The sequence below is a fragment of the Streptomyces sp. NPDC005492 genome, assembly GCF_040605995.1.
Taxonomy (GTDB): Bacteria; Actinomycetota; Actinomycetes; order Streptomycetales; family Streptomycetaceae; genus Streptomyces.
In genome coordinates, this window is sequence record NZ_JBEXDX010000091.1 from 1 (window position 1) to 12,020 (window position 12,020).

The window sequence follows — 12,020 nt, forward strand, 5'->3', positions numbered from 1 at the left end:
CCGATGTGAACCGAAAGTTCCCGATGGCGCTGCTCGCCGGAATCTTCGCGCTGGCCGTCGTGGTGGTGGGCCGGCTGCGCGGTGTCATGGCACTGATCGCGCTGGCCATCAGCTTCATGATCCTGAACTTCTTCATCCTGCCCGCGATCCTGCACGGCTCGAACCCGCTGATCGTGGCAGTGGTCGGATCGAGCGCCATCATGCTCATCGCCCTCTACCTGTGCCACGGCCTGTCGGCCCGCACCTCCGTCGCGGTCCTCGGCACCCTGATGTCGCTGGTCCTGATCGGCATCCTGGGCTCGGTGTTCATCGGCTGGGCCGCGCTCACCGGCAACACGGACGACAACACCGGCCTCATCCACGGGCTGTACCCGTCGATCGACATGAGCGGCCTGCTGCTCGCCGGCGTCATCATCGGCTCCCTCGGCGTCCTCGACGACGTCACGGTCACCCAGACCTCGGCCGTCTGGGAACTCCACGAGGCCAACCCGTCCATGGGCTGGCGCGGCCTCTACCGCGCCGGCATACGCATCGGCCGCGACCACATCGCCTCCGTCGTCAACACCCTCGTCCTCGCCTACGCCGGCGCCGCCCTCCCCCTGCTGCTCCTCTTCTCCATCGCACAGAGCAGCGTGGGCGCGGTCGCCAACAGCGAGCTGGTCGCCGAGGAGATCGTGCGCACACTGGTGGGCTCGATCGGACTGGTCGCGTCCGTGCCGGTCACCACCGCCCTCGCGGCCCTGGTGGTTTCGGCCGATCGACCCGGGCCCGCAACAGCCCCGGCGGCGGCAACGGCGGCGCCGGATGCCAAGCCCGCGGCGGCGCGCGGTGGGAAGGGCCGACGCCGCAAGCACTGAAGGCGGCGAGAACCTCCCCGCAGGGGCCAACAGAAGCGTTACTGCGAACCTCCTTGCCCCGTAGGGCTTCACGGCTCTCCAGGCGCCTCCGCGGGCTTCAGAGCCCCTGACGAAGCGTTACGCCACCCACCTGCCGCCGCCCCACCACGTCACCCCGCGCTCTGCTCCTCCGCCAGGATGCGGTCCAGCGTCTCGTCGAGGTGGGCGTCGAAGTCCGCGAGGGCGCCCTCCTGGCCGAGCGGAACCAGCCGGTCGGTGCGGTCGAGGAACGTCACGAGCGGTGCCGCCCCAGTGCGGAACACCGCCTGGTCGCTGCCCACTTGAAGCCGGATCAGCACCTCGCCCAAGGTGTCGGGGTCCAGGGGCGCGATGTGCACATCACCCTCCCCGCACGGCCCGCCCACCCCGTCGACCAGTAGCTCGCGGCCGAAAGCCCAGGTCACCGGAGCATCTCCCGGCAAATGGAAGGTCAGCCGCACGGCGTACGGATCGCATGTCTCGTAACCCAGTTCAACCGGGATACGGAAGGAGAGCTCCTCGGAGACGAGGAAGCTCATCATGACCTCTGCCTGTACGGACTCGCGCATCGCCTATCCCGTCAATTGCCGTCGACTGGCCGGGAATCATCCCCGTGACACTGAAGGAATATTGCTGAACGTACACGTTAGATCACAAGGAGTGAGTTTTCAGATACTGATAGAGAGCGCGAGCGACCCCAGAAGCCTGCCGACCTCACTCTGCAGTTGCCGAGCCGCGGTCATCAGCCGATCGGCCTGATGGGAGGGGAGGGAAATGGCCATCGTGGCGGCCGTGGTGCCGAGTGTGATCGGAGTCGCCGCGCAGACCGTCCCCAGCGCGTACTCCTGACGCTCCACCACCAGCTCCATGCGCCGCATCCGGTCCAGGCGCCGCAGCAGGGAGTGGCCGTCCCGCACGGTGTAGGGGGTGAGGGACTGCACCTGGTAGCGATCGAGATGGTCGCGTCGGGCATCCTCGTCGAGCTGGGCCAGCAGACACTGGCCGATCGCGTGCGCGTGCCCCGTCTCACGGAAGTCGGCCCACTCCTCGACCGCCGGATTGCCGGAGCTGTCGGAGACGCACATGACCTCGATCTCGCCGTCGCGGTACATCGCATAGTAGACCGGTACGCCGATCGAATCCCGCCAGGCGGCCATCGCGTCGACGATCGTGCTGCGACGTTTCTCCTGCGCTCCGCTGCTGCTCAGCCGCTCGGCCGCTTCACCGAGGAAGAACAGTCCCTTGTCGCGGCGCAGATAACCCTCGTGCACGAGGGTGCGCAGCAAGTGGTAGGTCGTGGGAAGGGCGAGGCCCGTCTCGCGGGCCAACTGCTTGGCGGGGGCTCCGTGTTCATGTCCAGCGACGGACTCCAGCAGACGCATGGCCCGCTGGACGGAACCGATGAGTGTGACGGCGGACCGCTGCTGGTCCGGGGGTGTCGCTGAGCGTTGCCGCGGCGGGGCCACCACGGGACGTAGCTGTGCCGGGAGCGCCACCGACCGCGGCCAAGTGGGCGGGACGGTCTGGGTGAGAGGTGCGTGTGGTTCTACGGATGCGGTGTCAACCGTGGCCAAGGGTCACTTCCGGAGCGCGAGGGGAGGCAGCCCGTGCGGGGAACACGGGGAGGGGGTGCGCCGCCCGCGGGGTTCGTCCCCGCGTCGAGTTCCGGACTTTAACGGCCCGCCACCGCCCGCGGACGGCCGTCCGGAAAACTTCCCTCGCCCGAGGGAACCGGTGATTCCTGTTACCGATCACCGGTTGCCCAGCGGGGCCTCACCAGTCGCTGCGTGAGGAGGAACTCGACGTGAACTTCCGTACGACATAGATCAGTCCGCCGACCAGCGCCACGAAGACCAGCGCCTTGAAGAGCAGTCCGATGACGATGGTCAGGACGGCCGTTATCAGCCCGCCGAACACCACCAGGGCGATGACCGGCACCGCGACCCACTTCACCCACCACGGCAGTCCGCCGAAGATCTCTCGCATCGCCCTCGTCCTTTACCTCTCCGCCCGTCGCTCGCACCGGGTCCTGTCGGTGTCCGGCACTCCAGTGCCGGATCTCTGATGTCCTGCACCCGATGCTAGGGCGGCCGAAGGCCGAACGGGGGCCTCGCATCCCTTGTCCTCCCCTGACCGTCCCCCTAGGGAACCCTGAGACGCGGGTCAGGCTTCCGGTGGAGAGAAGACCACCAGCACCCGCAGATCCTCGCTGATGTGGTGGAACTTGTGGGCCACCCCGGCCGGCACGTAGACCACGCTGCCGCGCGCCACCTGGGTGGTCTCCATGCCGACGGTGATCGCGGCCCGGCCGCTCACGACGAAGTACACCTCGTCCTGGTTGTGCGGCTGCTGCCGGTCGTGCTCACCGGAATCGAGCGCGTACAGGCCGACCGACATGTTCTTCTCGCGCAGGAACTGCAGATATGCGCCGTCGTTGGCGGCACGCTCCGCCTCCAGTTCATCCAACCGGAATGCCTTCATCGCCCTCGTCCACGCTCGGAGTCGATCTCTTCTGTCACGATCAGACACATGAAGAATTTTCTAGTCAAGACGATCGCCAACGCAGGCGCCCTGGCGGTCGCCGTATGGCTGCTCGACAAGATCACCCTGACCGGTGACAGCACGTTCAAGAAGGTCTGGACCCTGATCCTCGTCGCCCTGGTCTTCGGCCTGGTGAACTTCCTCGTGAAGCCGATCGTCAAGGTGCTCACCTTTCCGCTGTTCATCCTGACGCTCGGGCTGATCACCCTGGTGGTCAACGCGCTGATGCTGCTGCTCACCTCATGGCTGGCCGACAAGCTCGACCTGAGTTTCCACGTCGACGGCTTCTGGACCGCCGTCCTGGGCGGCCTGATCATCTCGGTCGTCTCCTGGGCGCTCAACGTCGTCCTGCCCGAAGGGGACTGAGCACGCGATGGCCTACCGCGTCAGCTTCGTCTGCACCGGCAACATCTGCCGCTCGCCGATGGCCGAATCGGTCTTCCGCGCGCGGGTGGCCGAGGCCGGACTGGACGGCCTGATCGAGGTCGACAGCGCGGGCACGGACGGCTGGCACGAGGGCGACGGCGCGGACCCGCGCGCCGTCGCCGTCCTGGAGGAACACGGCTACGGGACCAACCATGTCGCACGCCGGTTCCAGGCCTCCTGGTTCTCCCGCCTGGACCTCGTCATCGCCCTCGACACCGGCCACCGCAAGGCCCTGCGCCGCCTCGCACCGACGGAGCGGGACGCCCAGAAGATCCGTCTGCTCCGCTCCTACGACCCCGCCGCCGGCGACGACCTCGACGTACCGGACCCGTACTACGGGGGTCTGGACGGCTTCGAGGAGTGCCTTGAGATGGTGGAGGCGGCGAGCGAGGGCCTGTTCGCCGTAGTGCGCGAGGAAGTGGAAGGACGAGCGGTATGAGTGATTCCGCTGCAGAAACGGGTGCCGGGGACGGCACACGCGCGGTCCGGGCCGGGCTGCCCGAGCCGGTCAGGCACGAACCGACGCTTCCCGGACCGGTGTTCGCCGCGCACTTCCATCTCCCGGGCGAGGTGACGGGCCCGTACGCCTACGGCCGTGACGAGAACCCGACCTGGACCCATCTGGAGCGCGCCATCGGCGAGTTGGAGGCACCCGGGCAGGACGGCGTCGAGACGCTCGTGTTCGCCTCCGGCATGGCCGCCATCTCGTCGGTGCTCTTCTCCCAGCTACGCGCCGGCGACACGGTCGTACTGCCCGACGACGGCTATCAGGTGCTGCCCCTGGTGCGCGCGCAGTTGGAGGCGTACGGCATCGAGGTGCGCACCGCGCCGACCGGCGGGGACGCCCAGCTCGACCTTCTCGACGGCGCGCACCTGCTGTGGATCGAGACCCCCTCGAACCCCGGCCTCGACGTGTGCGACATCCATCGGCTCGTCGAGGCGGCACACGCGCGTGGCGCCCTCGTGGCCGTCGACAACACCCTCGCCACACCCCTGGGGCAGCGCCCGCTGGAACTCGGCGCCGACTTCTCCGTGGCGAGCGGCACCAAGCAGCTCACCGGGCACGGAGACGTCCTGCTCGGATACGTCGCCGGAACCAACGCCTCCGCTATGGCCGCCGTACGCCGGTGGCGCAAGATCGTCGGCGCGATCTCAGGGCCCATGGAGGCCTGGCTCGCGCACCGCTCGATCGCCACGCTCCACCTGCGCGTCGACCGGCAGAACGCCACGGCGCTGACGCTCGCCGAGGCCTTGCGCGGACGCGCCGAGGTGACCGGGCTGCGCTATCCGGGACTTCCCGACGACCCCTCGTACAAGATCGCCTCGCGGCAGATGCGGCGCTACGGGTGTGTGGTTTCGTTCACGCTGCCCACGCGCGCGCGTGCCGAGCGTTTTCTCGACGCGCTGCGGCTGGTGGACGACGCGACGAGCTTCGGCGGGGTGCGGTCCACCGCAGAACGCCGGGGACGCTGGGGAGGGGACGCCGTGCCGGAGGGCTTCGTTCGCTTCTCGGTCGGCGCGGAGGATCCGGAGGACCTGGTGGCCGATGTGCTGCGTGCGCTGGACGAGTCGGCGCGGTGAGCGCTTTACGTACGGCCGGTCGGTGTCCGGCTACGTACAACGGACGGTCCGAGCCTCCCCCCTCGTGGCTCGGACCGTCCCTGGTTCTGCGCGCGAAGAACCACGCGCACAAGGCTAGTTGACTCTGTGTCAGTGTCCAATCACAGTAGCGACAGCGACCTATCGACTTATTTATAGTTGGGCCCTGCCCGGGGCTGGAGGAAGGGTGGGGAGAGGAGAGTGCGTGCCATGGATCTGGCCTTGCTGCGCACCTTCGTGACGGTGCACCGGGCCGGCTCCTTCACTCGCGCCGCAGCCCTGCTCGGCCTCTCCCAGCCGGCGGTGACGTCCCAGATCCGCACCCTGGAACGGCAGTTGGGCCGCCCGCTGTTCCTGCGCCAGGCCCGCGGGGTCACCCCCACGACGATGGGTGACGAACTCGCGCACAAGGCCGCACCGCATCTCGACGCCCTCGTGGAGATAGCGGAGACCGGGCCCGACAACGACTCCTCGCTGCGCACCCTGCATCTCGCCGGCCCTCCGGAGTTCACCGCCGAGCGGGCCCTGCCCGCCCTCACGGAGCTGACCGGCGACGACGGCCAGGGCTTCGCACTGCGCGCGTCCTTCGGGAACGCCGAGGAAACCTTGGAAGGGCTGGCCGCCGGGCATCATGATCTGGCCATCAGCACGGCCCGTCCGCGAGGTGCTCTGCTCACCGCGACAACGCTCTGCGACGAAGAGCACGTCCTGGTCGCCGCCCCGCACTGGGCCGAGCAGATCGACCCCGCGAACCTCGGTACCAAGGAGGCGCCCGCCCTGGACGACCTTCCCGTGATCGAGGTACACGAGTCGCTGCCCTTCGTCTCCCGGTACTGGGCCTCCGTCTTCGACTCCCGTCCGGCCACTCCGGGCACCGTCATCGTCCCGGACCTGCGCGCGGTCCTCGCCTGCGCGACTGCGGGCGCCGGCCTCGCGGTACTGCCCCGCTATCTGTGCGCCTTGGCACTCGAACGCGGTGAGGTCGTGGCGCTCCACGAACCTGCGGTACCGCCGCTGCGGACGTATTTCCTGGTGGTCCGGACCGGCACTCTTGCGATGCCGCACATCGCCCGGGCCCACGAGTGGCTGCAACGGGCGGCTGCGGACTGGGCCTGAGCTGGCACTTTGCCGCCGCCTCGCAACCAGCACACCGAACATCACCCTCTGAACCGTCAAGGTCACGTTTCGCGATGTTTCACGTGGAACCAGCCGGGCCACATTTCTCCCATGACCGTCCGACCCGTGGTCAAGCGCACCGCACGCGCCGTTCTCCTCGACGGCGACGCCCTGATCCTGATCAAGCGCACCAAGCCCGGTGTGGATCCGTACTGGGTGACGCCCGGTGGCGGGGTCGAGCCCGGGGACACCACCGTCGTCGACGCCCTGCACCGGGAGGTGTACGAGGAACTCGGCGCCAAGATCACCGACGTGGTTCCGTGCTTCGTGGACACCGTCGAACACATCGGCGCGGACGCGACCTCGACCGGCGTGAAGGTGCAGCACTTCTTCGTCTGCCGCCTGGAGTCCATGGACCCGGCCCTACGCCACGGCCCCGAAGTGGACGAGCCCCTCGGCGAGTACGAGATCGTCAGAGTCCCGTTCACCCGAGTCGGCATCGCGTCCGTCCACCTCGTGCCCCTGTCCCTACGGCACTATCTGGACGGCAACATCGAAGGGGTCCGCGCGATGCACGCTCCCGACCTCGGCTGACGCCTCCGGCGCGGCGGGACCGGAAGAACGCTGGGCGGGCACACGCGCGGCGGTCTCGGGCGACGGTATTCGTCCCTCCGTCGTCTCACGCTCTCCAGTAGGGCGAAGAATGTGGCATTGCCCGCAGTACTCCCATGCGGCATTCCTCTCCGGACAAGAACCGGAGTCGACCCTACCGGCCTAGGTTCCGCCCACAACTACCGGGCGCGGCGCACCAAATCGTAGGCATCCCACAGATCCAGCCCCGCATAGGAGTGGGTCGCAAGGCCCGAAAGATGCTGATCGGCGTTGACCGCGACGGAGATGGGCACGGCACCGAACAGGTCCTTGTCCGACATCGAATCGCCATAGGCGACGCAATCGGCTCTCGTCACCCCGAACTCCCCGCACAACCGATCCGCGATCACCACTTTGGCCGCCGAACTGAGGACTCCGCCCAGATCCATGGAAGGCTCGGTGAAAGGCACGGCAGGAAAGAGCGATCCGTGTGCCGCGTGCGCGCCCCAACCTGTGAGCCGCTCCACAAAGAAGGAAGGCGAGAGCGATACGACGGCGCAGTATTCGCCGGCGTTCCTGATCTCGGCCCAGACCTCCCGGATCCGCGCCAGCCAAGGGGCCCCTTCGAAGGCCGCCGCCACATGCGCCTCGGTGAGACCCGCCCACAGCGTGTACACGCGGGTCGCATATTCCGGCGGGTCAATCAGCCCGGCGGAGATCTCCTGATCAAGTACCGCCGTCTCGGCTTCCAGACCGAGTTGCCGTGAGATCTCCATGGGCGCACTCGTTCCATGCAGCAATGTGCCGTCGAGGTCGAAGAGATGAAGTCTCGTCATGGGCAACGAGGTTAGTGGGCCACGCTGTGGGCGCCTTCTGCGAGCTTGCCGGATGCTCGTCGTTCGCCGGTGTTTCACGTGAAACATCCGGCTTCTGTCGGGGCGTTGTGCAGGCGCTGCTGACATGGCCAAAAGCACGTATGTCTCGCCGGAAACAACCGGAAACAGGTGGACGCCGACAACGCCCGTCCGACAGCCTGACCTGCGTGCCGACTCCTTCCCTCGCCGCTCTGCCCATCCGCCGGCTGACACTCCGCGACCGCATCGCCTGCGCCGACCTGTCCGAGGACCGGGGGTGGCCACGCGAGGAACACAAGTGGGGCTTCCTCCTCAGCGCGGGAAAGGGCTACGGCATCGACGATCCCGAGGGCGGCCTCGTCTCGGCATGCGTCGCCACCGAGTACGGCCCACAGGACCGCCCGGATCTCGTTGCCATCGGCATGGTCCTGGTCGCCGAGCGGCATGCCCGTCAGGGTGTGGGACGCCGACTGATGCAGCATCTGGTCTCGGCGGCGGGCACCACACCGCTGACCCTGCACGCGACTCCGTACGGCCGCCCGCTCTACGAGGAACTCGGCTTCAAGGTGACCGGCCGCGCCGAGATGCTGCGCGGCCACTTCACCCCTGCTGGACCGGAGTCCCGGATCGCCACCCGTGCGGCCACGGCCGAGGACCTCGCCCGCATCCTACGGCTCGACGAGGCGGTGTTCGGCGCCGATCGCACGCCCCTCATCGCACGGCTCCCCGCCTTCGCCGACCAGGTGCGGGTGGCGGAGGACAACGGCCGGATCATCGGGTACGCGGCCGCCTGGCCCAACATGGACACGCAGGTCGTGGGCCCTCTGATCGCACAGGACTCGGAGACGGCGAAGGCTCTCATCGCCTCACTCGCCGCCCGCACCGAACGCCCGCTGCGCACCGACCTCGACGTACGCCACGAGGACCTGCTGTCCTGGGCAAAGGAACGCGGGCTCGCTTCCTGTGCCTTCAACGCCGTGATGACATACGGGATCGCGGAGCTGCCCGGCGACTGGACACGGCGGTTCGCTCCGCTGACGGTCGCGGCCGGCTGAGGGCTTCCGGACACGGAGAACGCCGGCCCCCGAGGTGCTCGGGAACCGGCGTGTCCGTCGTCGGGCGTCAGACGAGCGCGTCCAGGGCGGCCTGGGCGAAGCCGTGGTCCTGCGTGGGCGCCCCGCCACCGACTCCGATCGCCCCGATCAGGCGGCCGTCACGGTGTACGGGGATACCGCCGGCGATGAACAGCAGCGGCCGGTCGAGCGCGGTGGGCAAGGTGTGGAAGAGGCCTCCGGGCTGGACGGCGTCGACGAGGTCGGCGGTGGCCGCGTTCAACTGAAGCGCGGTGTACGCCTTGCGGGTGCTGGTCTCCCCGGAGATCAGCACAGCCTGGTCGTCCCGCCGGAAGGCGAGCAGATGACCGCCTGCGTCCAGCACGGTGACACTGACCGCGATCCCGGCGGCCTCCGCGGCTCGGTGCGCCTGGGCGACGAGCGCTTCGGCGTCCTGGATGGTCAGCGGGGCTACGGCTGTGGTGGTGCTCATGAGGGTTTCTCCTTGCGGGTGTTGCTGTTTCCGGTGTCGGTCGGATGGTCGGGGCCGACAGGAGGTGCGGGGACGACCCTGGTCCCGCGTCTCCCGAGTGCGGCCCGGCAGGGTCAGTGGTGGACGGCGGTCCGCTGCGCGCTCGGCCGGCCGCCCGCGACGACCGCGCCGTGGGCATCGGTACGGCGTTCCAGGGCTGCCGAGAGGATCGCGAGGACCAGGGCGGCCGCGGCGAGGACGGCGCCGACCCAGTTGGGGGCCGTGTAGCCGAAGCCGGCCGCGATGACGATGCCGCCGAGCCAGGCGGACAGCGCGTTGCCGAGGTTGAAGGCGCCGATGTTCACGGCCGAGGCCAGCGTCGGGGCGCCGTGTGCCTGGTCGAGGACCCGCTTCTGCAGCGGCGGCACGGTGGCGAAGCCCAGAGCGCCGATGAGGGCGACGGTGACGGCTGCCGTGATCTTGTTGTGCGCGGTGACCGTGAAGAGCGCGAGCACCACGGCCAGGGCGCCCAGTGAGACGTAGAGCATGGGCATCAGGGCGCGGTCGGCGAACTTGCCGCCGACGAGGTTGCCGCCGACCATGCCGAGGCCGAAGAGGACGAGCAGCCAGGTGACGGAGCCGTCGGCGAAGCCGGCGACATGGGTCATCATCGGCGCGATGTAGGTGATGGCCGCGAAGACACCGCCGAAGCCGAGGACCGTCATCGCCATGGCGAGCAGGACCTGGGTGTTCTTGAAGGCGGCCAGTTCGTGCCGCAGGTGTACGCCCTCGGGCTTGGGCAGGTCGGGCACGAGCTTGGCGATGCCGGCCAGGCCGATCACGCCGAGGCCCGCGACGACGGCAAAGGTGACGCGCCAGCCGATGGACTGCCCGACGAGGGTGCCCAGCGGGACGCCGACGACGTTGGCGACGGTCAGCCCGGTGAACATCATCGCGATGGCTCCGGCCTTCTTGTCCGGGGCGACCAACTCTGCGGCGACCACCGAGCCGATGCCGAAGAAGGCGCCATGGGCGAGCGAGGCGACCACCCGGCCGATCAGCATCACCGAGAAGTTGGGGGCGACGGCGGAGAGCAGGTTGCCGACGATGAACAGGCCCATCAGCAGCATCAGCATCCGCTTGCGGGGGATCTTGGTGCCGAGCACGGTCATCAGCGGGGCGCCGATCACCACGCCCAGCGCGTAGCCCGTGACCAACAGTCCGGCGGTGGGGATGGAGACTCCGAAGTCACCCGCGACCTGGGGCAGCAAGCCCATGATCACGAACTCGGTCGTTCCGATTCCGAAGGCCCCGATCGCGAGGGCCAGAAGCGCGAGAGGCATGGGGATGTACCCTTCCCAGACGATTGCAGGAGCGCTTTGCGTGCGTTCACAATAGTTGCAGACGCGGGCTATATGCAAGCGCGGACTATTTCATCTGTGCTCTATCCTGGGTTCAGCCACTCCGGGACGGAGGAAACGCCATGACAGCGACGGACCCCGCACTCACCGCCCTTGCCCAGGGCTGGTGCGCCCTCTCCTTGCTGCACGGAAGGATCGAGGCGCACATCGAGCGCGCCCTGCAGGCCAAGCACGGCCTGAGCATGCGGGAGTACTCCCTGCTCGACGTGCTCAGCCGACAGCACGACGGCGACGGGGGCCATCTGCAGATGAGGCAGGTCGCCGACGCAGTCGTCCTCAGCCAGAGCGCCACGACCCGGCTGGTCACCCGGCTCGAGGACCGCGGCCTGCTCGCGCGCTACCTGTGCCCGACCGACCGGCGTGGCATCTACACGAACGTCAGCGAGGCGGGCCTCGCACTACTCGAAGAGGCCCGGCCGACCAACGACACCGCTCTGCGGGAGGCGCTCGACGAAGCGGCCAAGAACCCCGAACTGGCGCCACTGGTCCGGGTCGTGGAGTCGATGAACGTGCCCGCGTAGACCCGTCGTGCATCCCACACTGGTGCCTAAGGTGTGGCCATGGAAGATCTTGAAATACGAGCCGCGATCTCCGAAAACATCCCGGCCATCGTCGACATGCTCGCCGATGACCCCCTCGGTTCCCAACGCGAGTCGCCGGACGACCTGACGCCCTACCTGGCCGCTTTGGAACGCCTGGCCGCCGACCCGAACCAGCACTTGGTCGTCGCCGTGCGCGAGGGCCGGGTCGTCGGCACCCTCCAGCTCACGGTCATCCCCGGGCTGTCCCGGAAGGGCGCCACGCGCTCCCTCATCGAGGCCGTGCGCATCCACGCGGACGAGCGAGGCAGCGGCCTGGGCACCCGGCTCATCGAGTGGGCGATCGCGGAATCACGCCGCCAGGACTGCCAACTGGTTCAACTGACCTCTGACGCGACCCGCACCGACGCCCACAGGTTCTACGAGCGGCTCGGCTTCACCGCCGAACACGGAGCACACGGCGCCAACTTGACGACGTACCCGAGGGCTCTGTGGTGGTCGATCGAGACGGCGACCACCGTCGGCTACGGCGAC

The 12,020-nt window shown here is 68.5% G+C and carries 15 protein-coding genes and 1 pseudogene; 9 read left to right on the forward strand and 7 right to left on the reverse strand.

Features of this window, described 5'->3' with window-relative positions:
* Nucleotides 1–857 (forward strand): YibE/F family protein (locus ABZT04_RS45190; RefSeq protein ID WP_356066351.1); only part of this gene is annotated, 857 nt, incomplete at its 5' end.
* A 149-nt stretch (nt 858–1,006) separates the two neighbouring features.
* Here ABZT04_RS45190 and ABZT04_RS45195 read toward each other — a convergent pair.
* The 4 genes from ABZT04_RS45195 to ABZT04_RS45210 form a co-directional block, all read right to left on the reverse strand.
* Nucleotides 1,007–1,444 carry an SsgA family sporulation/cell division regulator gene (locus ABZT04_RS45195; RefSeq protein ID WP_356066354.1) on the reverse strand — a complete coding sequence of 146 codons (438 nt, stop codon included), beginning with the start codon at nt 1,442–1,444 and terminating at the stop codon, nt 1,007–1,009.
* 99 nt (nt 1,445–1,543) lie between these two features.
* Nucleotides 1,544–2,278: an IclR family transcriptional regulator C-terminal domain-containing protein gene (locus ABZT04_RS45200; RefSeq protein ID WP_356066386.1), complete on the reverse strand. Its 735-nt coding sequence runs from the start codon at nt 2,276–2,278 to the stop codon at nt 1,544–1,546.
* 370 nt (nt 2,279–2,648) lie between these two features.
* Nucleotides 2,649–2,861, reverse strand: coding sequence for a DUF5326 family protein (locus ABZT04_RS45205; RefSeq protein ID WP_356066357.1), 213 nt, complete (start codon nt 2,859–2,861; stop codon nt 2,649–2,651).
* Between the two features lie 177 nt (nt 2,862–3,038).
* Complete coding sequence (locus tag ABZT04_RS45210; protein ID WP_262060822.1) at nt 3,039–3,356, reverse strand: cupin domain-containing protein; 318 nt, start codon at nt 3,354–3,356, stop codon at nt 3,039–3,041.
* Nucleotides 3,357–3,404: 48 nt separating this feature from the next.
* Between ABZT04_RS45210 and ABZT04_RS45215 the strand changes: the two genes are divergently transcribed.
* The 5 genes from ABZT04_RS45215 (at nt 3,405) to ABZT04_RS45235 (ending at nt 7,151) form a co-directional block, all read left to right on the forward strand.
* Nucleotides 3,405–3,782 (forward strand): phage holin family protein, encoded by a 378-nt coding sequence (locus tag ABZT04_RS45215; RefSeq protein ID WP_355910339.1) that lies wholly within the window; start codon nt 3,405–3,407, stop codon nt 3,780–3,782.
* 7 nt (nt 3,783–3,789) lie between these two features.
* Nucleotides 3,790–4,281, forward strand: a complete 492-nt coding sequence (locus ABZT04_RS45220) for a low molecular weight protein-tyrosine-phosphatase (RefSeq protein WP_356066360.1) — start codon at nt 3,790–3,792, stop codon at nt 4,279–4,281.
* Entirely contained in the window at nt 4,278–5,423 is a 1,146-nt protein-coding gene (locus ABZT04_RS45225) for a cystathionine gamma-lyase (protein ID WP_356066363.1), read from the forward strand. Before ABZT04_RS45220 ends, ABZT04_RS45225 begins: the two co-directional genes overlap by 4 nt.
* A 228-nt stretch (nt 5,424–5,651) precedes the next feature.
* Complete coding sequence (locus ABZT04_RS45230; protein ID WP_356066366.1) at nt 5,652–6,557, forward strand: LysR family transcriptional regulator; 906 nt, start codon at nt 5,652–5,654, stop codon at nt 6,555–6,557.
* Between the two features lie 111 nt (nt 6,558–6,668).
* Entirely contained in the window at nt 6,669–7,151 is a 483-nt protein-coding gene (locus ABZT04_RS45235) for an NUDIX hydrolase (protein WP_356066369.1), read from the forward strand.
* Between the two features lie 197 nt (nt 7,152–7,348).
* Here the strand turns inward: ABZT04_RS45235 and ABZT04_RS45240 are convergent, their stop codons facing one another.
* Nucleotides 7,349–7,984, reverse strand: coding sequence for a haloacid dehalogenase-like hydrolase (locus tag ABZT04_RS45240; RefSeq protein ID WP_356066372.1), 636 nt, complete (start codon nt 7,982–7,984; stop codon nt 7,349–7,351).
* A gap of 206 nt (nt 7,985–8,190) precedes the next feature.
* Here ABZT04_RS45240 and ABZT04_RS45245 point away from each other — a divergent pair, with 206 nt between their 5' ends.
* On the forward strand, nt 8,191–9,057 hold the full coding sequence (locus tag ABZT04_RS45245) for a GNAT family N-acetyltransferase (RefSeq protein ID WP_356066375.1): 867 nt from the start codon (nt 8,191–8,193) through the stop codon (nt 9,055–9,057).
* 67 nt (nt 9,058–9,124) lie between these two features.
* On the opposite strand, the gene ABZT04_RS45250 is transcribed toward ABZT04_RS45245, so the two are convergent.
* The gene (locus ABZT04_RS45250; RefSeq protein ID WP_356066378.1) at nt 9,125–9,547 is read right to left on the reverse strand and encodes a heme-binding protein; all 423 of its coding nucleotides are present in this window, start codon (nt 9,545–9,547) and stop codon (nt 9,125–9,127) included.
* Nucleotides 9,548–9,660: 113 nt separating this feature from the next.
* Complete coding sequence (locus ABZT04_RS45255) at nt 9,661–10,869, reverse strand: MFS transporter (protein WP_356066380.1); 1,209 nt, start codon at nt 10,867–10,869, stop codon at nt 9,661–9,663.
* 140 nt (nt 10,870–11,009) lie between these two features.
* Between ABZT04_RS45255 and ABZT04_RS45260 the strand changes: the two genes are divergently transcribed.
* Both ABZT04_RS45260 and ABZT04_RS45265 read left to right on the forward strand, forming a co-directional pair.
* Complete coding sequence (locus tag ABZT04_RS45260) at nt 11,010–11,468, forward strand: MarR family transcriptional regulator (protein ID WP_356066383.1); 459 nt, start codon at nt 11,010–11,012, stop codon at nt 11,466–11,468.
* Nucleotides 11,469–11,507: 39 nt separating this feature from the next.
* A pseudogene (locus ABZT04_RS45265) lies at nt 11,508–11,930 on the forward strand (GNAT family N-acetyltransferase); the annotation flags it as partial.
* Between the last annotated feature and the right edge of the window lie 90 nt (nt 11,931–12,020).